This window comes from Microvirga sp. ACRRW (genome assembly GCF_022346925.1).
Lineage (GTDB): Bacteria > Pseudomonadota > Alphaproteobacteria > Rhizobiales > Beijerinckiaceae > Microvirga.
The window spans coordinates 535,271-555,793 of record NZ_JAKRNJ010000004.1 but is presented as its reverse complement, the minus strand read 5'-3'; the positions used below and the strand labels follow the sequence as shown (position 1 = coordinate 555,793).

At 63.7% G+C, this 20,523-nt stretch carries 15 protein-coding genes and 3 tRNA genes; 11 read left to right on the top strand and 7 right to left on the bottom strand.

The annotated features are described in order from the left end of the window. Entirely contained in the window at positions 1 to 1,056 is a 1,056-nt protein-coding gene (tsaD, locus tag MHY87_RS12755) for a tRNA (adenosine(37)-N6)-threonylcarbamoyltransferase complex transferase subunit TsaD (RefSeq protein WP_239352230.1), read from the bottom strand. A gap of 122 nt (positions 1,057 to 1,178) precedes the next feature. Here tsaD and hemC point away from each other — a divergent pair, with 122 nt between their 5' ends. The 7 genes from hemC (at position 1,179) to MHY87_RS12720 (ending at position 6,362) form a co-directional block, all read left to right on the top strand. Beyond that, complete coding sequence (hemC, locus tag MHY87_RS12750; protein ID WP_239352229.1) at positions 1,179 to 2,105, top strand: hydroxymethylbilane synthase; 927 nt, start codon at positions 1,179 to 1,181, stop codon at positions 2,103 to 2,105. Continuing rightward, positions 2,105 to 2,803 carry a uroporphyrinogen-III synthase gene (locus MHY87_RS12745; RefSeq protein ID WP_239352228.1) on the top strand — a complete coding sequence of 233 codons (699 nt, stop codon included), beginning with the start codon at positions 2,105 to 2,107 and terminating at the stop codon, positions 2,801 to 2,803. Before hemC ends, MHY87_RS12745 begins: the two co-directional genes overlap by 1 nt. 179 nt (positions 2,804 to 2,982) lie before the next feature. After that, positions 2,983 to 4,350 carry a COG4223 family protein gene (locus tag MHY87_RS12740; protein ID WP_239352227.1) on the top strand — a complete coding sequence of 456 codons (1,368 nt, stop codon included), beginning with the start codon at positions 2,983 to 2,985 and terminating at the stop codon, positions 4,348 to 4,350. Positions 4,351 to 4,369: 19 nt separating this feature from the next. Continuing rightward, positions 4,370 to 5,956, top strand: coding sequence for a heme biosynthesis protein HemY (locus MHY87_RS12735; protein WP_239352226.1), 1,587 nt, complete (start codon positions 4,370 to 4,372; stop codon positions 5,954 to 5,956). A gap of 82 nt (positions 5,957 to 6,038) precedes the next feature. Continuing rightward, positions 6,039 to 6,114 (top strand) — tRNA-Thr (locus tag MHY87_RS12730). Positions 6,115 to 6,182: 68 nt separating this feature from the next. After that, positions 6,183 to 6,258: transfer RNA gene (locus MHY87_RS12725), tRNA-Ala, on the top strand. A 29-nt stretch (positions 6,259 to 6,287) separates the two neighbouring features. Next, positions 6,288 to 6,362 (top strand) — tRNA-Gly (locus MHY87_RS12720). 465 nt (positions 6,363 to 6,827) lie between these two features. Here MHY87_RS12720 and MHY87_RS12715 read toward each other — a convergent pair. The 5 genes from MHY87_RS12715 to MHY87_RS12695 all read right to left on the bottom strand — a co-directional run bounded on the left by MHY87_RS12715 (position 6,828) and on the right by MHY87_RS12695 (position 15,808). Then, on the bottom strand, positions 6,828 to 8,543 hold the full coding sequence (locus MHY87_RS12715; protein WP_239352225.1) for a methyl-accepting chemotaxis protein: 1,716 nt from the start codon (positions 8,541 to 8,543) through the stop codon (positions 6,828 to 6,830). 92 nt (positions 8,544 to 8,635) lie between these two features. After that, positions 8,636 to 9,523 carry a cation diffusion facilitator family transporter gene (locus MHY87_RS12710; protein WP_239352224.1) on the bottom strand — a complete coding sequence of 296 codons (888 nt, stop codon included), beginning with the start codon at positions 9,521 to 9,523 and terminating at the stop codon, positions 8,636 to 8,638. Between the two features lie 107 nt (positions 9,524 to 9,630). Next, on the bottom strand, positions 9,631 to 11,544 hold the full coding sequence (locus tag MHY87_RS12705; protein ID WP_239352223.1) for a CHASE2 domain-containing protein: 1,914 nt from the start codon (positions 11,542 to 11,544) through the stop codon (positions 9,631 to 9,633). Between the two features lie 65 nt (positions 11,545 to 11,609). Next, on the bottom strand, positions 11,610 to 15,245 hold the full coding sequence (locus tag MHY87_RS12700) for a FecR domain-containing protein (RefSeq protein WP_239352222.1): 3,636 nt from the start codon (positions 15,243 to 15,245) through the stop codon (positions 11,610 to 11,612). Positions 15,246 to 15,415: 170 nt separating this feature from the next. Then, a complete protein-coding gene (locus tag MHY87_RS12695; protein ID WP_239352220.1) occupies positions 15,416 to 15,808 on the bottom strand; it encodes a response regulator in 393 nt (130 codons plus the stop codon). A gap of 488 nt (positions 15,809 to 16,296) precedes the next feature. Between MHY87_RS12695 and MHY87_RS12690 the strand changes: the two genes are divergently transcribed. Beyond that, complete coding sequence (locus MHY87_RS12690; RefSeq protein ID WP_239352218.1) at positions 16,297 to 17,025, top strand: glutamine amidotransferase; 729 nt, start codon at positions 16,297 to 16,299, stop codon at positions 17,023 to 17,025. Beyond that, the gene (locus MHY87_RS12685; protein ID WP_239352216.1) at positions 17,022 to 17,534 is read left to right on the top strand and encodes a GNAT family N-acetyltransferase; all 513 of its coding nucleotides are present in this window, start codon (positions 17,022 to 17,024) and stop codon (positions 17,532 to 17,534) included. The genes MHY87_RS12690 and MHY87_RS12685 overlap by 4 nt, the downstream gene beginning before the upstream one ends. Here the strand turns inward: MHY87_RS12685 and MHY87_RS12680 are convergent, their stop codons facing one another. Further along, positions 17,535 to 18,968 carry a short-chain fatty acyl-CoA regulator family protein gene (locus MHY87_RS12680; RefSeq protein ID WP_239352214.1) on the bottom strand — a complete coding sequence of 478 codons (1,434 nt, stop codon included), beginning with the start codon at positions 18,966 to 18,968 and terminating at the stop codon, positions 17,535 to 17,537. Positions 18,969 to 19,187: 219 nt separating this feature from the next. Between MHY87_RS12680 and MHY87_RS12675 the strand changes: the two genes are divergently transcribed. Beyond that, positions 19,188 to 19,397 carry a hypothetical protein gene (locus MHY87_RS12675; protein ID WP_239352212.1) on the top strand — a complete coding sequence of 70 codons (210 nt, stop codon included), beginning with the start codon at positions 19,188 to 19,190 and terminating at the stop codon, positions 19,395 to 19,397. 181 nt (positions 19,398 to 19,578) lie between these two features. Further along, a complete protein-coding gene (locus MHY87_RS12670; RefSeq protein ID WP_370644909.1) occupies positions 19,579 to 20,493 on the top strand; it encodes an ABC transporter substrate-binding protein in 915 nt (304 codons plus the stop codon). Positions 20,494 to 20,523: the final 30 nt, after the last annotated feature.

Below are 20,523 nucleotides of genomic sequence, written 5' to 3'. Positions count from 1 at the left end.
TCAGGCCTTCACTCCCACCGCCTGACCGCTGGTGTCGAGGGGCCAGCGGGCGCGGGCAGGGGCGTTGATGTCGTCGATGAGCCCAAGCCGCATCCGCTCCAGGCCTGCCCAGGCGATCATGGCCGCGTTGTCGCCGCACAAGTCGAGGGGCGGAGCGACGAGCTTGAGGCCGGTTTCGACGGCGAGCCTCTGAAGCGCCTGGCGCATGGTCTGGTTCGCGGCCACGCCTCCCGCCACCACGAGGGCTTTCGGCGCGTCCGCGATCTCGCGGAATTTTCGCAGGCCCACGCGGGTGCGGTCCACCACCACGTCCACGATGGCGGCCTGGAAGCTGGCGCAGAGATCGGCAATGTCGGTCTGCGTGAGAGGCGCGATTTTCTCCGCTTCGATCCGCACGGCGGTCTTGAGGCCGGAGAGCGAGAAATTCGGCTCAGCCCGTCCTTGCATGGGTCGGGGCAGGGCGAAGCGCTCCGGATTGCCCTTGGCCGCCTCGCGTTCCACATGCGGCCCGCCGGGATAAGCTAAGCCCAGCATCTTCGCCACCTTGTCGAAGGCCTCGCCGATGGCGTCGTCGATGGTCGTGCCGATGCGCACGTAATCGCCTACGCCTTTCACCGCCACGAGCTGCGTGTGGCCACCGGAGGCGAGAAGCAGAAGATAGGGAAAGCCGATGCCGTCGGTGAGCCGCGCGGTGAGCGCGTGGGCTTCGAGATGGTTCACCGCCATCAAGGGCTTCTTGGTCACGAGCGCCATGGCCTTGGCCGTGGTGAGGCCCACCAGCACGCCGCCGATGAGGCCGGGGCCTGCGGCGACCGCAATCCCGTCGATGTCCTTCACCGCGCAGTTGGCGTTCTTCAGCGCGCGGGCGATCAGGCGGTCGAGGACCTCCACATGGGCGCGGGCCGCGATCTCGGGCACCACGCCGCCGTAGCGGGCGTGCTCGGCGATCTGGCTCAACACCTCGCTGGAGAGGATCTCGCCTTTGCCGTCGAATCCGACGCCGACCACGGCGGCCGCGGTTTCGTCGCAGGTGGTTTCGATGCCGAGAATGCGCATGGTCTGGGGCTACCGTCGCTACGTGTTCTTTCGGGCTTTCGGCCCGGCTGTCCTCCCCCTATAGTCCGCCCCGCCGCTCAAGATCAAACGCGGATGTTATTTATCAGGAGTATGCAGCGGGAATGGCTTCTTCACCGACCCTGGTCATCGGCACGCGTGGCAGCCCTCTGGCGCTGGCGCAGGCCCACGAGACGCAAGACAGGCTGGTCGCCGCCCATGGCTGGACCGTGGAGCATCTGCCCCTGTCGATCATCAAGACCACGGGCGACGCCATTCAGGACCGGCCTCTCTCGGAAGCGGGCGGCAAGGGGCTCTTCACCAAGGAGCTCGACATCGCGCTGCTGGAAGGCTCCATCGATCTCGCCGTGCATTCTGCCAAGGACCTGCCGACCACCCTGCCGGAAGGAATCGTGATCGCGGGCTTCCTGCCGCGCGAGGATGTGCGCGACGCCTTCATCAGCCATCGCTACAAGAGCCTTGCCGACCTGCCGCAAGGCGCGGTGGTAGGCTCCGCTTCCTTGCGCCGTCAGGCTCAAATTCGCCGCTTGCGTCCCGATCTGAAGGTCACCCTGTTGCGCGGCAACGTGCAGACGCGTCTCGCCAAGCTGGAGCGCGGCGAGGTGGATGCGACGCTGCTCGCCATGGCGGGCCTGCGCCGTCTCGGGCTCACCGATCATGTGACCACGACGCTCGACACGAACGATTTTCTCCCCGCCGTGGGGCAGGGGGCTATCGCCATCGCCATCCGCGCCGAGGATGAGCGCGTGCGTGAAGCCCTGCAGCCGATTCTCGATGCCGCAACCGGCCACGCGCTCGCTGCCGAGCGTGCGTTTCTCACCATCCTCGACGGCTCCTGCCGCACGCCGATCGCGGGCCATGCGCGCATGGTGGGCGATGAGCTTGAAATCCGTGGCCTCGTGCTGCGCCCCGACGGCTCGGAATGTTTGGAGGCCGTGCGGCGCGGTTCGCCGGAGGATGCGGTCACCCTGGGACGCGAGGCCGGAACCGAACTGCGCACGCGCATGCCGGCCGGGTTCCTGACAGCCTGATGCGGATTCTCGTTACACGGGCACAAGAGGATGCTGAACGCACGGCCGAGAGGCTCGAGGGCCTCGGGCACGAGACGATCATCGCGCCGGTACTCCAAATCGTGCCGACGGGCGATCCTGCGCCTGATGTTGCCTGTGACGCGCTCATCGTCACCAGCGCTCATGCGATGGAGGCGCTGTCCGCTTTCGCGAACAAGGGCATGCGCGTGTTTTCCGTGGGTGAGCGGACGAGCGATGTGCTGCGGGCAGGCGGGTTCACCTCCATCGAGACGGCTGAGGGCGATGCGGTGTCCCTGTCGGCGCTGATCCGAAACACTCTCCCGCCGACGAGCACGCTTCTTCACGTCACCGCGCGCCATCACAAGGAGGAGCCTGCCGCCTCTCTTCGCGCGCTGGGTTTCACGGTGCACACCTGGGAGGGATATGAGGCAAGAGCGCTTGAGACCCTGCCCGAGGCCGCAATGGAGGCTCTGCGCACTGGCAAAATTGGGGCCGTGCTCCATTATTCCCGTCGGAGCGCGGAGCTTTTCATTCAGCTGGCGGACAAGGCGGAGCTTCGTTCCGCCATCCTCGGCTGTCCCCATCTCTGCCTGTCCGCGGATGTGGCCGCACCTCTGGACGCCATAGGGGCTGCCACGCGGATTGCCGGCGCACCCCATGAGGATGCGCTTCTCGAATTGGCGCGGGGCCATTCGTGACCTTAAGCGCCGCTTCGGTTACGATAGTGGTTTAGGGATCTTTGCCGAAGGAAAGGATCGTGGTCCGATGCAGCCATTCCCTCCTCCCAAATCCCATTCGGGAACTGAAGCGTGCGCCCAAGCTTGCCTTAATTGCATCCCAGTCTGATTCATCCCGTATTGCCCAGCAAGAGCGACCTGTGACCGATTCATCCCATCCCAAAGCGCCCAAGAATTCCAACAAGAATTCCAAGAAGCCCGCCCGTGAGCCGGCCACCATCGATCTGAAGGCCACCGTGGTCGATGAAGGCGCACCGCAGGAAAAGGTCTGGGATGCCGTGAAGCCTGAGGAAACCATCGTGCCGGAGCCCGAGATGAAGGCAGAGGACACGATTGGAGCTCCCGAAGCGACGCTCGATTCCGGCACGAAGACCGATTCCATCGAATCGGCCACGGCCAGCGATGAGCTGCCGCCGCAGCCTGATGAGCCGCGCTACGCGCCTCCGCCGGCTCCCGAACGCCGTTCGTCGTCCGGTGCTCTCATCGGTGCAGGTGTTCTCGGCGGATTGGTCGGTGCGGGTCTCGTTTATGGGCTTCAGGTCTGGCAGCGGCCCACATCGACTCAAGGCGATCAGCGCCTGGCGCAGCTCGAGCAGCGGGTGAACGCGCTCGGCCAGCCGGGCTCACGGAATGCTCCGAGCGTGGACCTGTCCTCCATCGAAGGACGGCTTCACGCGCTCGAAGCGGCACGCGGTCCCTTGGATCAGCGACTTCAGGAAATTCAGAACGCGGCGAACGGTGCGGCATCGCGCGCCGAGGAAGCGCTCAACAGGCCTCAGCCCGAACAGCAGGCTCCGCAGAACGAGGCGGCGCTGAGCGATCTCTCGCAGCGCCTCTCCGCTCTTGAAAACGATGTGCGGACGAATGTGCAGAACGCCGCCAATGCCTCGAATGCCGTTCAAGGCGTGGATCGCCGGATCAGCGAGCAGGAACAACGTCTCGCCGCTCTCTCCCAGCAGGTCACGCAAAACACGAAGAGCGCGGAAGAAGCGGGCCAGACTGGCACCCGCGTCGTGCTCACCGAACGCTTAGACGATGCCTTGCGCAGCGGCGCTCCTTTCGCGGATGTGCTGGAAGCCTTGAGAAAGAATGGCGCCGAGGCTGAGCGGCTCAAAGCCCTTGAGCCTTTCGCCGAGAAGGGCGCGCCGACCGCTTCCGCCCTGCTGGCGGCTTTTGAGCCGCTCGAGGCGCAGATCCTGCGCGATCAGCGCGCGGCTTCGGGCGAATGGTCTGATAGAGTGTTGCGGATGTTCGACAAGGTTGTGACCGTGCGGCCCGTGAACGAACCCAATGATACGGGCGTTCCCGCAACGCTGGCGCGGATCAGGCAGGCGCTGGGCTGGGGCGATATGGGCGGTACCGCCGCCGCCTGGGCCTCGCTGCCCGAGCCGTCGCGGCGTATCTCGGAAGGTTGGGGGCAGCAGGTCACGGCGCTGGCGGGGGCTCAACAGGCCTCCCGCGCGCTCTCCGCGGATGCCCTCGCCACCCTCAACCGTTCGACGCAATAAAGAAAAGGAACAGCCCAGAATGTGGCGCGCTCTCGTTTTCATCGGTCTTCTCTGCGTCGCGGCCTTCGGGGCGGTATGGCTGGCCGACCGGCCGGGCACGGTTCTGGTCACCTTCGGCGGCTATGAGGTGCAGACCTCTGTCGCCGTGGCCTCCGTTGCCCTCGTGGGCATCGCCCTGGCGCTCGCCCTGCTCTGGTCCTTGGTGAGCGGAATCCTCCGCCTGCCCTCGCGCCTGACCTTCGCCTCGCGGGCGCGCCGCCGCTCAAGGGGCTATCAGGCCGTGTCGCGGGGCATGATCGCCGTGGGCGCGGGCGATACCATCGCCGCCCGCCGCTATGCCAACGAAGCCGAGCGCCTTCTCGGCCGGGAACCCCTGACGCTTCTCCTGAAGGCCCAGGCCGCTCAGGTCTCCGGCAACCGGGAGGCGGCGGAGGCCGCCTTCAAGCAGATGATGGACGAGGACGAGACGCGGGTGCTCGGCCTGCGCGGCCTCTTCGTGGAAGCCCGCCGCCGGGGCGATGGATCAGCTGCGCATGAATACGCGTCCGAGGCCGTGCGCCTGGCTCCCGCCGCCGCCTGGGCGAGCGATGCGGTGCTGGAGGCGCGCTGCGCCGAGCGTGACTGGCGCGGGGCGCTGGAGGCCATCGAGCGCCGCACGTCCCTGGGTCTTCTCGACAAGGCCACCGCCAAGCGCCACCGAGCGGTGCTGCTGACAGCCGATGCTCTCGACCGGGCCGATCCCGATCCCGATGGCGCTCTGCGCAGCGCCCAGGATGCGGTGAAGCTCGCTCCCGATCTTGTTCCCGCAGCCGCTCTTGCCGGAAAGCTCCTGGCGCGCCGGGGCGATCTGCGCCGGGCCGCCAAGGTGGTGGAAACCGCCTGGCGCAGCCAGCCGCATCCGGATCTCGCTGAAGTCTATCTCAACCTCCGTCCCGGCGATTCGGGCCTCGACCGGCTGAAGCGCGCCGAGACCCTGTTCAAGCTGTCGAATGGTGCGCCGGAAGGCCGCCTCGCGGTCGCCCGTTCCGCTCTCGAGGCGCGCGAGTTCGACCGCGTCCGCGATGCGCTGGAGCCGCTGCTCTTGGACCGGCCCTCCATGCGCGTGTGCCTGCTCATGTCCGATCTCGAGCAGGCGGAGCACGGTTCGACCGGCAAGGGCCGCGAATGGCTTGCCCGCGCCACCCGCGCGCCGCGCGATCCGGCCTGGATCGCGGATGGCGTCGTGTCGGATCAATGGGCGCCGATCTCTCCCGTCACCGGTCGCCTCGACGCCTTCGTGTGGCAGGCCCCGCCCGATGTGCTGATCGCGCCCGAAGTCGCGATGCACGACGATGTGATAGCGGATCTCGACGACGAGCCGAGGGCGCTGCCCGTGATTGCAGAGGAGCCGGAGCCTGCGCCGGTCGTTGCGCCTGCGCCGGACCCCGAGCCTGCTCCCGCTGAACCTGCCGGTACCGTCGAAGCGGCTTGGCCCGAGCCTCCGAAGGAGCGGGAGGAGACAGCGCCTCCCAAACCGGAACCCGTGGTGTTCCCGGTGACGCCGCCGGATGTGCCGAAGCCCAAGGAGCCAGCGTCCGCGCGCCGCAGCGCTTTTTCTATCTGGTAGGCGAAAATCAAGCTGTTCCTGCCCTTGCCAAGCAGTAGGCGAGAGGGTATGAGGACGCCCTCTTCGATCGCATGATCGGAACGCCGCAATAGCTCAGCTGGTAGAGCACCTCATTCGTAATGAGGGGGTCGGGGGTTCGAATCCCTCTTGCGGCACCATTCCCAAGCGATGGTGCAAAGACTACCTTCGGGCAGCTCTTGAGCGCGTCGATTGGGAGGCATGGAAGGGGGCCATAGCTCAGCTGGGAGAGCGCTTGCATGGCATGCAAGAGGTCGGCGGTTCGATCCCGCCTGGCTCCACCATCCATCATGCTGGAGAGAAGACGGAGCGTGCGGGTGTAGCTCAGGGGTAGAGCACAACCTTGCCAAGGTTGGGGTCGAGGGTTCGAATCCCTTCGCCCGCTCCAATTTCCAAAAAAGGCCGCCTTCGGGCGGCTTTTTTGTTTCTCGGCATCCTCACCCAAAACAGACGGGCCCTTGCCAGGAGTGGAAGGGCCCGTTGCGACCTCAAGGGTCATGCATCGTTGATGCGGTCCGGCCAAGCCGGTTCATAAGATCTTCAAATTGTGGAGCTGGGAGCCTCTCCCCAATGCTCAATCCTGCAAAGTGGAGGGCGGCTTCAGCCCTGGGGATATTTCTATCTCAACCTCCATCTACAAAAGGCCGGGGCGGGTGCTCGGCCAGCGATCTGCACAGTCGGCGGCAGTTTTCAGGAACCCGCTATGAGGCGATGCCGATCCGTTGTTCGCGACAGGTACGCTCAACATGGGGAGATTGACCTGTCTTATGGAAAAAGCCTGTGACAGGAACTTGTTTCAGCGTGGCGGAAAAGAAAAAAGCCCGGCAGAGCCGGGCTTTAAGCAATGGATCTTTTACGCCGCCTTGACGCCGGAGAGGAAGTTCGAGACCTCCAGCCCGAGATCGCTGGAATGTCGGGCCAGTTCCTGAGCCGCGCCGAGCACTTGGGTGGCGGCGGCACCCGTCTCGCCTGCACCCTGCTGCACATCGTTGATGCTGCCCGTGACCTGTTCGGTGCCCCGCGCCGCTTCCTGCACGTTGCGGGCGATCTCGACGGTTGCCGCTCCCTGCTCCTCCATCGCTGCCGCGATCATCGTCGCGATGTTCGACATCTCGGCAATCGTCTTGCCGATGTTCTGGATCGCGCCGACGGATTCCTGCGTCGATTGCTGGATCGCGGCAATCTGGGCCGAGATTTCCTCGGTGGCCTTGGATGTCTGGTTCGCGAGCTCCTTCACCTCTGTCGCCACCACCGCAAAGCCCTTGCCTGCCTCGCCCGCGCGCGCCGCCTCGATGGTGGCGTTGAGCGCGAGCAGGTTGGTCTGCGAAGCGATATTGTTGATGAGCTGGATCACGGTGCCGATCTTCTCGGCCATGGCGGCGAGCGTTTGCACGGTGACGTCGGTGCGGCGTGCCTCCTCGACGGCTTGGCCGGCGATGCGGGAAGATTCCGCAACCTGGGACGCGATCTCGCGGATGGAGATCGACAGCTCCTCCGTGGCAGCTGCCACCGTCTGCACATTGGCCGAGGTCTGCTCCGCGGCGGATGCGACATTGCTCGTCTGGCCATTGGTCCGGTCTGCGACCTGAGTCATGGATTGCGCGGTCGCTTCCATCTGCGTGGCCGCCGAGGAGAGGCCATGAGTGAGAGAGGATACCTTCGTCTCGAAACTGCGGGTCAGATCATCGAGCACCTGCGCACGGCGCATCTTGGCCTCAGACTCGGCTTCCTGCTCGGCTGCCATCCGGCGCGCCTCGATGGCATTGTCCTTGAACACCTGAACGGCATTCGCCATCACGCCGATTTCATCGCGACGCTTTGTGCCTTCGATTGCCACGCTCAGGTCGCCATTCGCGAGGCCGCGCATATTTGCCACGAGCTTCTGGATCGGCTGGGCGATACTGCGGCCGAGGCCGAATGCGATGGCGATCAGAACAATTGTAGAGATGCCGACGAAGGCGAGAAACATGTTGCGGTAGCCGGCATTGATGACGGCAAGATCATCGATGTACATGCCTGCCGCCACGACCCATTCCCATTGGGGGATGGCGACGGCATACACCGTCTTCGGAGACGGAACGGTTTCGCCCAGCTTCGGCCAGAGGAAGTTGACGAAGCCGCCGCCTCGCCGGCCGGCCGCGACCTGCTCGCGGGTGACGTAAGTGCCGTTGCCGTCCTTCATGTCGGACAGATTCTTGCCTTCCGTCTCCTTGTTGGGATGCACGACGACGAAATTGGTGTAGTCGAGCACCACGAAATAGTCGTTTCCGTTATAGCGCATCGTGCGTAAGGAATCGGCCGCACGCTTCTTGGCTTCCTCGAGGGAGAACTCGCCATTCTTGGCGCGCTCCTGGAAGCCGGCGATGAGCGTGGTGGCAGTCTGAGCGAGGCTCTTCAGCTCCGCCTGCTTCCGCTCGAGCAGAATGCTGGAGATGGTCAGCGATCCATAGATCGTGAGCGCAATCAGCGCGAGGATGCCGAAGGCCATTCCGGCATAGAACCGGCCCGCAACGCCGGTGAATGCGCTCGTCCAATTCGAGCGCTTGGTAACATTGTCTTGTCGGGACATCTCGATCCTCATCTTCTCGCAGGGCGCCATCGCGTTGCGGATTCACAGATGGGCGGGACGATAAGCCGTGAGGCTTGCCCGGAGATGTTGCGTTACAAAACCACGATTCCCGCGTGCTTCGCCTTGTTGTCGGGCTCCACATGGATCGTGATGAGCGCGTCCTCGATCTCGTCCTTGAGCGCCCGCTCCAGGCGGTCGCAGATATCGTGCGCATCCGTCACGCTCATGGTGCCGGGCACGACGAGATGGAAGTCGATGAAGGTCATCTTGCCCGCATGCCGCGTGCGAAGGTCGTGCGCCTCGATGGCGCCTTCCGCATTGCAGGAGATCAGCTCGCGCACCCGCGAGAGTGTCGCTTCGGGCAGGGCCTCGTCCATGAGGCCGCCGATGCTTTCCTTGATCAGCCCCCAGCCGGACCAGAGAATGTTGAGCGCGACGAAGGCGGCGAGCACGGGATCGAGCCAGGTCCAGCCGGTGATGGGGACGAGCACGAGGCCGAGGAGGACGCCCACCGAGGTGAACACGTCCGTCAGAAGATGCCGCCCGTCGGCGACGATGGCGGGCGAGCGCAGGCGACGGCCCCGATGGATCAGGATCCACGACCAGATGCCGTTGATGATTGTCGCCAATGCGTTGACGGCAAGGCCCTGAGCGGGAGCATCGATCATCTTCGGCGAGAAGAAACCGAAATAGGCCTCGCGCAGGATCATCAGAGCGGCGACGATGATCAGCACGCCTTCGAGCACGGCGGAGAAATACTCCACCTTGTGGTGGCCGTAAGGATGGTTTGCATCAGCGGGCGCGGCGCTCAGCCGAACGGCCATGAAGGCCGCAATCGCCGTCACCACGTTGATGATGCTCTCGAGCGCGTCCGAATAGAGCGCAATGCTCCCCGTCAGGTAATAGGCGGCATATTTGAGCGCAAAGACGAGCGCTCCGATGAATATGCTGCCGATGGCAAGCTTTTGAAGGCGGCTCATGGCTTACATCGACGAGAACAGGGAAAGCGGAGCCGCCCTTATAGAGATTGGGTGTCTGGACGCAAGTCTTTCGTTTTACTTGCAATTCGCTCGCAAATGCGGCGAGCTCAACCCTGCATCGGGCCGATCTTGTACGTGAGCGCCCGGTAATACCCAGCAAGTGCAGGATGAAGCGTCTCACAGCGCGCGACGAGGCCGAGCGCTTCCTCCCGCCGTCCCACGCGCATGCTCGTCAGAGCCTGGGAATGGAGCCGAACGAGATCCGCAATCGCCGGATCGTGCTGTTGCGATGCGGGCGCCACCACCGTGTAGATGGCCGATTCCGTCGCGCGTCCGCGAACGGCGATGCGGTCGAGTTCAATCAGCACGTAATCCTCACGCACCGCATCGGCTGTTGCCGGGCCTAAGATCAGCGAAACTTTGTATTCCTTCGACAGGCTCTCGAGCCGCGAGGCGAGGTTCACCGTGTCGCCGAGCACCGAATAATCGTAGCGCCAGCGCGAGCCCACATTGCCGACCACGCAATCGCCCGTGTTGATGCCGACACCCACCGCGAAGACCGGCGCGTTCTCGCCTTCCTCACGCCGAAGGGAGGCATTGAGCACCTCGACGGCTTCCATCATGCGCATGGCCGCCTGCACTGCGCGCCTTGGATGATCCTCGCTCGGCAGCGGCGCGTTCCAGAATGCCATCACGCAATCGCCCATGTACTTGTCGATGGTGCCTCCCTCCGCGAGCACAGCTCCGGAGAGGGGATCGAGCAGGCGGTTGATGAGCGAGGTCAGGCGTTCCGGTTCGTCCTTCAGCTTTTCCGACAGGGTAGTGAAGCCGCGCACGTCGCAGAAAAGGATCGAGAGATTGCGCCGCTCGCCGCCGAGCTTCAGCGCGCTCGGATCGCGCGCGAGCTGCGCCACGAGATCGGGCGAGAGATAGCGCGAGAACGCCTCGGACACCGCATGGCGCAGCTGCCGCTCGCGGGCATAATCGAGACCGAAGCGAGTGCCGAAAACAGCGAGCGCCGCAGTAATCGGCAGTACGGGCGGCAGCCATATGCGCTCGACGCGCAGCACGAGCCATGAGCCCACGGTGAAGAAGATCACCACGAACAGGACCGCGAATCCAGTTCTCCATGTCACGCCGCCAATGGACATGGTTGCGGCAAGGCAGGCGGCCCCTACGAGCATGAGCAGCACCGCGAGGCGGGAAACGGGAATAACGAAGAGTTTGTGCAGCAGGTTGTCGATGATGGTCGCCTGCACCTCCACGCCCGCCGTGAGGCCGCCCGTCGTCAGGGTGTAGGCGGTGGGAAAGGTATCGGGTGCACCTGCATCGGCGGAGGTCGCCGCTTTCAAGCTCAGCCCCACCAGAACGATCTTGTCCTTAAAGCGTCCTGGCTGAAGGAATTCTTCAGGATCGAGAGCCTGATAATAAGACACGGTGGGATAGGTGCGGGCGGGACCGAAATGCTGGATGAGCGCGCCTTCGGGCACGGGCTGAACTGGCTTGCCCGCAAGTCTCAGAACTTCGGCTGCGAAACTGTCCGGTTGTGACGGCATGCGGCGCAGATAGACATCGCCGTCCGGATCGACGGAGGCGACGCCAGGAACCGCGCCTGCATCGAGAAAAGGATCGATGGGGTTGACGCGCGTGGTCTGTATGCCGTGATCTAGCTTCGTCGTCACATCGTCGGCGGCCAGCACCACATCCGGCCCGAGTGCTGCGGCGAGGCGCTTGTCTGCTTCCGCCGTCGAGGGTTCGGAAAAGATGATGTCGAAACCGATGGCTTTCGCGCCCGCCGCGCGCAGCCGCTCGATGAGCTGCGCATGAAGATCGCGCGGCCAGGGCCAGCGTTGCCCGATCTCGGAGAAGGACGGCTCGTCGATGGCGACGACCTCCACGCCGTAAGTCTGCGGGCGCGGCGGCGCGATGGTCGAGAGCACGTCGAAGAGCTTCGACTCGATCAGCGTGAAAGGCTGAAAGAAAACGAGTGGGCTCAAAAGAGCGGCGATGAGTCCCGCCATGACGAAGTGCCGCCAGAGCGGCTCTCCGGTCTGCGCGGGTCTGGCGGATGAGCCCTCGTTCACTCTCAGAACCGTGCCTTCACGCTAGCCGCGAAGGTGCGTCCTGGCCCTGGAATATTCGGCGCGACCTCATAGGCCTCGTCGAGCATGTTGAGAACGCTCAGGCCGAAGAGCAGCCGGCGATCCGGTGTTTCCCAGGTCAGCGACGCATCCGTCGTCCAGTAATCGTCGAGTTCGGCGCCCTGCAAATTGCCCTGCACATCGCCCACGAAGGTGGCGGCGACAGTCAGCTTGAGGCGGCTTGGATGAACGAAGGTGACGCCAGCGCGCGCGAAATCGCCAGCGATCAGCGGAACGTCTCTGTTGAGCGCATCGCCAGCGCGCACTTCAGCCGATTGAGTGCCGATGGTGCCGAAGACGCCGAAGCCATGAGTGAGCCACAGATTGGCCGTTGCTGCCAACCGTTCGATGCGCGCCTTTTCGACGACGATGCTGTCGAACGTGCTCGGCACGCCGATATCGAGATTCTCGGCATCCTGGCGCTGATACTCGACGGCGGTGAAGAGATAGGGCGACCATTCCGCATCCCAGCGCAAGGCGAGCGTGTCGGTCTCGCCTCCGAGGGCGACCGGCAGGGTGTTGGGCACGAGGCCTACGGTGGTAACGGGCGAGAGCGTATAGGCCAGCGGCATCAGCCCCTCGCGGCGGTAGGCAGCCCGCAGCCAATGGCCTTCTACAGGAGCGATGCCGATGCCGACGCGCGGTGAAATCAGGGTGTCGTCACCGAAATCCGTATCCAGCGTTGTGCGCTGAATGCCGGCCTGAGCCTCGAACCAATCCGACGGACGCCAGAAGAGATCGGCATAAAGCCGCGTCGCCTTGAACGTGGTGTCGCTTTCCTCATTGACAGGCGTGACCACGGACTCGCCGGTTTGCGCATTGAGGATATAGCTCGTGCCCGTGGTACTGCTGTATGTACGCCCGCGCTGACCCTCGAAACCGTAGCGCAGCGTGAAATCGTCAATGCCGATGCTGTGGGAGATCGCGGCCATCACACCCTCAGTGCGGCTGCGCTCCCGCTGCGCGCCTCCGAGGATGATCGGAGGAATCAGGTAGGCCGCCGCATTCGAGAACTGCGTGTCGAAACTCCGCTGGCCGAAAACGGCGGCGGTGACCACGTTTCGGTCGCTGAAGCTGTGGCTCCAGCCAGCGCCGCCGAGTACGGTGGTGGTGTCCCGTGTGCCCGTGAAGACGCTCGTGGGCGTGCTGACTGTGGCAATGCCGGGCTTGCCTTCCGCCCCTGCGCCGAACAGCACGAAGCGATCCGACGCTGAAGGCGCGGAGCCGATGAAGAAGGCGCCCTTGGTTTCGTCCTCGCGGTCGATGGTCGCGCCTTCGCGCGTCTGCGCGCGGCCGACATTGAGCGAGAAGGATGTGGGCAGCGGCTCGTTCGTGTAGCCCTGCACATTCGCCTCGGTTTCCCAGCCGATATTGCCATTGCGTGACAGCAGGCCGCCGCCGATCTCGATGTCGAGGAAGGGGCGGCGGATCAGGTCGATGCGTCCGATGCGGCCTGAAACCGCGAGGGGATCGAAGAACAGGCCCTGAAGCGTCAGGTTGAGTGCCGTCATGTCCACATCGACGCCGGTCTCGATGGTGGAGACATCAGGTCGCGCCGTGAACAGCCGTGGCCGGTCGACGGCGGCCTGATCGAAATAGCTCGAAGCGCTGAACGGATCGAACACGCGGTCGCCGTAGAAACGCGACCACTCGTTGAGGTTCAGGAAGCGGTAGGCCTGCGCGGGATAGGAGCCGCCATCCTTGTTCACCGCAAGCCCTGCAAAATCGCCGCCGCGCTGGCGATACCGGCGCAGGGTCTCGCGGGCGGCGAGAATGGCCTGATCCGCCTGATACTGATCGATTGCGATGGCCGTGCGCGCGCTCGACACCACGGGGTCGTTGGGGTCGAGACGATCCGCGTTGTCGAGCGCCTGATCGGCCAACTCTTCCTCGCCGTTCTGGTAATAGGCGATGGCCGCCAGCAGCAGGCCTTGAGATAGTCCCGGATTAGCGGCGGAGCCGGCGAGAATGGCCTCGATGGCTTTTGCCATTTCGCCCTTCTGCAGCAGGTATCGTCCCCGCGCGATATAGGCGTAGTGAAAATCCGGATCGAGCGCGAGCGCCTTGTCGATCAGCACGCCCGCTTCATCAACCTGGTTCTGGTCGAGCAGGAGGATCGCAAGATTGGCGTAAGACACGGGGCTGCCCGGATCTTCCTCGATTGCCCGGCGCATTGCCGCTTCAGCCGCCAGAGGCCGGTCGCGGTCTGATTCGAAAAGGCCGATGCTGTTCCAGATGTTGGAATCGCCCGGCGCAACGGCTGCGGCCTTATGCAAGGCCTCGATGGCGGCATTCACCTCGCCGTCGATATCGCCGCGAATGTTGCTGTCGGCGGCGATCACGTCCGGATCGTTCGGGTCGATAGCCTTGGCCCGGGCGATGGAATCGCGCATCTCCTCGCGCCGGTTGAGCGTATAGGAAATCTGCGCCGACATGACCGCGATGCGCGCATCGTTCGGGAAGCGCTTTTCCGCAGCCTTCAATATTTCGGCTGCCGCTTTCAGGTCCTGGCGGAAAGCCGTCACATAGGCATGGGCCAGCACGGCCAGCGGATCGTTGAGGGTGCTCTTCGGTTCCGGATAGACGCGGTTTGGATTGGCGAGCGATTGGGCGATGTAGCGGCCATAGGATGCGATCACGCGGCGTTTCGCATCGACCCCGCGCTCGGCTTTCGCGAAGAGGGAGGCCGCGTCCGACCAGCGGTGCTGCATGCCGAGAAGAGTGGCCTCCACGAGATCGGCGCGGGCACGCTGCGAGGCGTTCAAGCCTTTGGCGCGGGCTTGCGTCAGAGCATGCTCCGCACCAGCGCGGCCATCGAGAGAAAGCGCCGCTTCGGCAAGGCTCAGCCAATCCTCGGCGTTGCGCTGCTCCGGCGGTACGGCTGTGATCCGCGCGCGCTCGGCCCTGAGAGCCGAACCCGTGAGCGGTGAGGCCGGCAAGGAGGAAAACGTATCGCGCAGGCTCAGATAGAAGAGCATCTGCTCGCGGTCTTCCGAGTTCGTGAGCACGAATTTCGTGGGGGCTCGTCCGATGGACGCGACCGCGCCTTCGCCCTGGCGGACCGTGACGGAGCCTTGCGCGTTGCTCAGCTCGACCACGCCCTCCAGCACGATGAGCGAGGTGCGTCCGCCCTCGACGGAGAGCGACCAATCGGTGCCACGGATGGCGGCCACAGCCGCTGGGGTCTTCACATCGACGCCCGAGCCGCCGCGCGCCGCACGCGCCCAGATGCTGCCGGCATCGAGATTGAGCGTGGTCGTGCCGCTGGCGCCGCCCGCCACGGAATCGACGGTCAGCGTGGAATTGCGACCGACGCGGATCTGGGTCTGGTCCGCAAAGAGAATGGCGAGGTTGCCGATGGCGTTGGTGCGCAGCACATCGCCGCCGATCACGTCCTGCCGGATTTGCGCTGCGCGCCAGAGATCCTCGCGGACGAAGCGCATTTCCTCACCGCCCTTGGCGGCGACGATGGAGCCGACGGCGGGAATCTGTCGGGGAAAAGGCGATTGCGCGTGAGCTTCGGTCAGGCACAGCACGAGAGTGCTCGCCGCCGCAAGAAGCCGGAAAGTATGTGCAGCCATGACCGTCGACGAGCTAAATTTGCCTATACTAGGTAACGTAACAGCACCTTAGCAGCATTAAGGCAAGAGCAAAGCTGAATCGGCAGCATCCCGTGTGCTCAATGACACATGGCTAATTTCTTTGAGGAATTGTCTGGTTGATCAACGAGGAAATCTCGCATCCTGTACGATCAGGAAGAGATCTTGCCCCGTGCGATGATCAGCTTTTGCTTCAGGTCATGCTGAGCGAAAGGCTTCTGCAGGACCGGACGGTCGCGGAAGGAATCGCGGATGCCCGCACTGCCATAGCCTGTCGAGAAGACGAAGGGGATCGAGCGCTGCGCCAGGGCCTCGGCGACGGGATAGATCGGCTCGCCCGCCACGTTCACGTCGAGAATGGCGAGGTCCACCTGTTCCTTGGCGACTGCGTCGAGGGCTGCGGAAAGGCGCGCGGCAGGGCCGATGACCTCGCAGCCGAAATCGAGAAGCATGTCTTCCAACAGCAGGGAGATTGCCGCTTCGTCCTCTACCACGAGGATGCGCAGGCCGGTGAGATCTCCATCGCTCGTCACGCTGTCAGTCACTGTCGCTCTTTCTGTTATGCAGAGACCACACTTCTTCAGAGCACCTGAATTAACTTATGTTAATCGAGGTGCTTTCCATGGCTGCATCGGGAATCAGGGTTCTATCATCCTTGCACCAAGGTGCAAAAGCCGATGGAAATATTCCGCCCCTTCTGCCCTTACAGCCTAGTTGATCTTAGTGCAGACGAACCCAATTGCATAGGTCCTGAAGCGTTTGAATTCGTTGAATAAAGCGATGGTGAAGTTCGGACATTTCAGGGCTTTCGTGCGACTCTTCGCCTTAGGTCTTATGGGTTCGGTCCCGCTGCCCGCTTTGTTCTCACATGGCCTGAGCGATCGTGCTTTCCAAGCCGATCCTGATTTACCTTAAGCCTTGCGCAGGGCATGTCTCATCCTGAATAATCGTGCCATGTCCAGCCGCCCCGCCTTCCCGGTTCCCCATGCTTGCCCATTCCAGGCGCGAAACGCCGACATATCGGAGGGAAGCCATGGCTAGGCGCCGGGCGACGGACCCCGTTCTCATTATCCTCCATCAGGAGCACTCGACCCCTGGCCGTGTCGGGCGCCTGCTCGCCGAACGGGGTCACCGGCTCGATATCCGGCGCCCCCGCTACGGCGATCCTCTCCCGGAAACGCTTGCGGACCATGCGGGCGCGGTGATCTTCGGCGGCCCCATGAGCGCCAACGATCCGGACGATTTCGTCAAGGCCGAGATCGACTGGATCGGTGTTCCCCTGAAGGAGAACAAGCCCTTCCTGGGCTTGTGCCTCGGGGCGCAGATGCTGGCGAAGCACATGGGCGCAAGCGTGTGGCAGCATCCGGAGGGGCGGGCAGAGATCGGCTATTATCCCCTCGTTCCGACTGAAGCCGGAGATCGTCTGAGCGAGGCCTGGGGCGTGCCTTGGCCGAGCCATGTCTATCACTGGCATCGTGAAGGCTTCGATTGTCCTTTGGGAGCCAAGACGCTGGCCACGGGCGATGACTTTCCGACCCAGGCGATCCAAGTCGGCGAGAAGGCGTTCGGGCTTCAGTTCCATCCGGAGGTCACGCACGCCATGCTCTGTCGCTGGACAGTGGTCGCCGAAGAGCGCCTTGCCGCGCCCGGCGCGCAGGACCGCATCCGCCAGCTTGAAGGACGTTTCCAGTACGATCCGCACGTGTCGCGCTGGATCGACAGGTTTCTCGATCACTGGCTCGACACGCGGGTGCCTGCATGATGTCCGAACCCATTCTTAGGACGGAGCGCTTGCGGCTCTATCCATGGCAGGAGGAGGACTTTCCTCTGCTGGTCGAGCTGCATGGCGACCCGCAGGTGCAGCGCTTTCTCGAAGCCGGAGAGCCTGCTTGGGACGAGGCCTCTCTCCGGAGGAGATTTGCCAGGTTTCGCGCCGATTACGCCGAGCATGGCTGGTCGAAGTTCAAGGCTCTCGATGGGCAGGGCCGGTTCGTCGGCCGGGCGGGCTTCAGCTTGTTCGAAGAGACCGGCGAGGCCGAGCTCGGCTACAGCTTCAAGCGCGAGTTCTGGGGACAGGGCTACGCGACGGAAATCGCCGGTGCTCTGCTCCAATGGATCTACCGGGCGACATCGCTCGACCATGTGATCGGCTTCGCCGTCGCTGACCACGCAGCCTCGCGCCGGGTACTGGAGAAGGTCGGCATGCGGCTCACGGAGGTTCGGGATTACCAGGGCATCCCGAACGCGTTCTACCGTCACGACCGGCCTTGATCACGTGGCGTCGAACTCGAAGGGCGAGATACCGCGCCGCATCTCGTCGACGATCAGCGCATGCATCATGGGCGGGGCCGCGCGCTGCGGGCAGGCAACGCGCTCGCACAGGCGGCAATTGATGCCGATGGGCGTAGCATCCGCGGCCGCAAGATCGAGCCCGCGCGCATAGACGAGGCGATGGGCGTATTTCAGCTCACAGCCGAGGCCCACCACGAATTGCGGATCGGGCATGCCCCAGGGATTGAAGGCGCGTTTCACCGCGCGCGCCATGGAGAACCAGCGCGAGCCGTCGGGCAATTCGACGATCTGGGTCACCACATGTCCCGGCGTCTTGAACGTGGAGTGCAGATTCCAGAGCGGGCAGGTGCCGCCGAATTGCGAGAACGGGAAGCGGCCCGAAGAGAAGCGCTTCGACACGTTGCCCGCCGCATCCACGCGCACCAGGAAGAACGGGATGCCGCGCGCGCCGGGGCGGGCGAGCGTGGTCAGGCGATGCGCCACCTGCTCGAAGCTCGCGCCGAAGCGCGCGCCAAGCACTTCCACATCATAGCCGAGCGCTTCCGCCGCCGCATGGAACTTGCCGTAGGGCATCATGAGGGCGCCGGCAAAGTAATTGCCGAAGGAGACGCGCAGCAATCGCCGTGCCGGTCCGTCTACGGGTTCGAGCTTGGCGGCAAGCGCATCGATGGTCGCACGCATTTCGGCGAAGGCAAGCTGGTAGGCGGCCTGGAAGGTGCGGCCTGACGGATCGACGAGTTCGGAAATCAGAAGCTGGCGACGGTGATGATCGTAGCGCCGTAAATTATCCGACATCACATCGACGGGCATGATGCGCACGCGGATGCCGTGCTTGGAGCGCAACCGCTCCGCAATGGCGAAGAACGGCTCGTGGCCCGTCACCGCGAGATCGGAGGCGAGCGTCTCGGCGGCCTCGTCCAGCTCCGGGAAATGGTTTTTCGCCTCGTGGATCAGTTCGCGCACCCGGTCGACCGGGTTGACCTGGGGCGCATCCTCGGCGCGGTCGCGGTCGGTAAGGTTTGGCGTCATCGCCTCCCGTGCGCCGCGCATAGCCTGATAGGCGCGGTAGAGGCGGTTCACCGCATCCACGAGGGACGGTGCGTTTTCGATGGTCTCGCGCAGCTCGATGCGAGCGACCGGCGCGCTGCGGAAGAGCGGATCGGCGAACACCTCCTCCAGCTCCGAGACCGTGCGCTCATGGTCGTCATTGGCGAATTCTCGCGGGTCCAGGGAATAGGCGTGCGCCAGACGGATGAGTACCTGCGCCGTGATGGGGCGCTGGTTGCGCTCCATAAGGTTGAGATAGCTCGGCGAGAGCCCGAGCTCCTCGGCCATGCGCGCCTGGCTCAAGTTCAGGTCGCGGCGAAGACGCTTGAGGCGGGGCCCGACGAAGAGTTTTCTGCTCTCATCCATCTGTAAATCTTTTTACAAGTTTACCGAACAAGTCTTGTCGTCGATTTACAAGGCCACTTTTCTTTTGAAATCAGCCATTGAAACAAAGGCCTCTTCAGGGATTATACCCTTCAGACGCCTCGCCGACGAGAAGAGTTTGTGGATCGCCGAGGTCTTTTGTCAACGGATGTAAATTCAGCAAAAGGGCGTAGCCCCTTAAAGGCAAAACGGAGAACGGCCATGAATAAGTCTCGTTTCTGGGTGGTTGGCGGTGAATACACCTCCTGTGAGTGCGAAACCCTGGTTCAGGGCACCGAGCGCGTCGTCGGCCCCTTCGAGAGCCGCACGGAAGCTGAGAGCACCTGGCGTCTCCTGTCCGAGGATCACCGTCCACAGGCCCAGGTGCGCTTCACCATCGCCCAGGAGCCTCCATCGGTTCTGTCTGCCTGACCCTCCGCCCAAACCATCAGACGTAGATCGCCTGCTGCTGGCATGGGTCGGCAGTGGGCGAATGTGCGCCGACACAAAGTTTTTATCGGCGAGAGCCGGACTCTGAACGCTTCCCTCTGCTTAAATGCCGAGCGTGACCTAAAATACCTTGGCGCTCATCTGATCATGCTGAGGGAACCCTATGAAGCCCGTTCTGAAAACCTTTATTGCCGCCTTGGGCCTTAGCCTCGCCGCCATGAGCCCCGTCAAAGCCGACGTGGTTGTCTCGTCGAAGATCGACACGGAAGGGTCCGTGCTAGGTAACATGATCCTGCTCACGCTGCAGGCAAACGGCATCAAGACGCAGGATCGCATCCAGCTCGGTGCAACCCCGGTGGTGCGCAAGGCGATCACGGCCGGCGAGATCGACATCTATCCCGAATATACCGGCAATGCGGGTTTCTTCTTCAACAAGGCGGACGACCCCGTTTGGAAGGACGCGGCCAAGGGCTTCGAGACCGCCAAGAAACTCGATTACGACGCCAACAAGATCGTCTGGCTCGATCCCGCACCCGCCAACAACACCTGGGCCATTGCACTGCGCAAGGATGTGACGGAGCCCAACAAGCTCAAGACGCTCTCCGATTTCGGCAAGTGGGTTGCGGGCGGCGGCCAAGTGAAGCTTGCGGCCTCCGCCGAGTTCGTGAATTCGGAAGCGGCCCTGCCGTCCTTCCAAAAAACCTACGGCTTCAGCCTGAAGCCCGAGCAGCTCATCGTGCTCTCCGGCGGCGACACGGCGGCAACTATCAAGGCGGCTGCCGAGAAGACCAGCGGCGCCAACGCGGCCATGGTTTACGGCACGGACGGCGGAATCGCGCCGTCGGGTCTCGTGGTGCTCGACGACGACAAGGGCGTGCAGCCCGTCTATGCGCCCGCGCCCATCATCCGCGAGACCGTGCTGAAGGAAAATCCGAAGATTGCCGAGATCCTCAAGCCTGTCTTCGCGTCTCTTGACCTGACGACCCTTCAGAAGCTGAATGCCCGGGTGCAGGTGGGCGGCGAAGCGGCGAAAGCCGTCGCGACCGACTATCTGAAGTCCAAGGGCTTCCTCAAATAGGTGCCTGAGGATCGCTCGAAACAGCAAGAC

Bases quoted from the DNA above. Each gene is read 5' to 3' on its own strand.
- tsaD (WP_239352230.1), bottom strand. From the start codon at position 1,056: ATGCGCATTCTCGGCATCGAAACCACCTGCGACGAAACCGCGGCCGCC.
- hemC (WP_239352229.1), top strand. From the start codon at position 1,179: ATGGCTTCTTCACCGACCCTGGTCATCGGCACGCGTGGCAGCCCTCTG.
- MHY87_RS12745 (WP_239352228.1), top strand. From the start codon at position 2,105: ATGCGGATTCTCGTTACACGGGCACAAGAGGATGCTGAACGCACGGCC.
- MHY87_RS12735 (WP_239352226.1), top strand. From the start codon at position 4,370: ATGTGGCGCGCTCTCGTTTTCATCGGTCTTCTCTGCGTCGCGGCCTTC.
- MHY87_RS12715 (WP_239352225.1), bottom strand. From the start codon at position 8,543: ATGTCCCGACAAGACAATGTTACCAAGCGCTCGAATTGGACGAGCGCA.
- MHY87_RS12710 (WP_239352224.1), bottom strand. From the start codon at position 9,523: ATGAGCCGCCTTCAAAAGCTTGCCATCGGCAGCATATTCATCGGAGCG.
- MHY87_RS12705 (WP_239352223.1), bottom strand. From the start codon at position 11,544: ATGGCGGGACTCATCGCCGCTCTTTTGAGCCCACTCGTTTTCTTTCAG.
- MHY87_RS12700 (WP_239352222.1), bottom strand. From the start codon at position 15,245: ATGGCTGCACATACTTTCCGGCTTCTTGCGGCGGCGAGCACTCTCGTG.
- MHY87_RS12690 (WP_239352218.1), top strand. From the start codon at position 16,297: ATGGCTAGGCGCCGGGCGACGGACCCCGTTCTCATTATCCTCCATCAG.
- MHY87_RS12685 (WP_239352216.1), top strand. From the start codon at position 17,022: ATGATGTCCGAACCCATTCTTAGGACGGAGCGCTTGCGGCTCTATCCA.
- MHY87_RS12680 (WP_239352214.1), bottom strand. From the start codon at position 18,968: ATGGATGAGAGCAGAAAACTCTTCGTCGGGCCCCGCCTCAAGCGTCTT.
- MHY87_RS12675 (WP_239352212.1), top strand. From the start codon at position 19,188: ATGAATAAGTCTCGTTTCTGGGTGGTTGGCGGTGAATACACCTCCTGT.
- MHY87_RS12670 (WP_370644909.1), top strand. From the start codon at position 19,579: ATGAAGCCCGTTCTGAAAACCTTTATTGCCGCCTTGGGCCTTAGCCTC.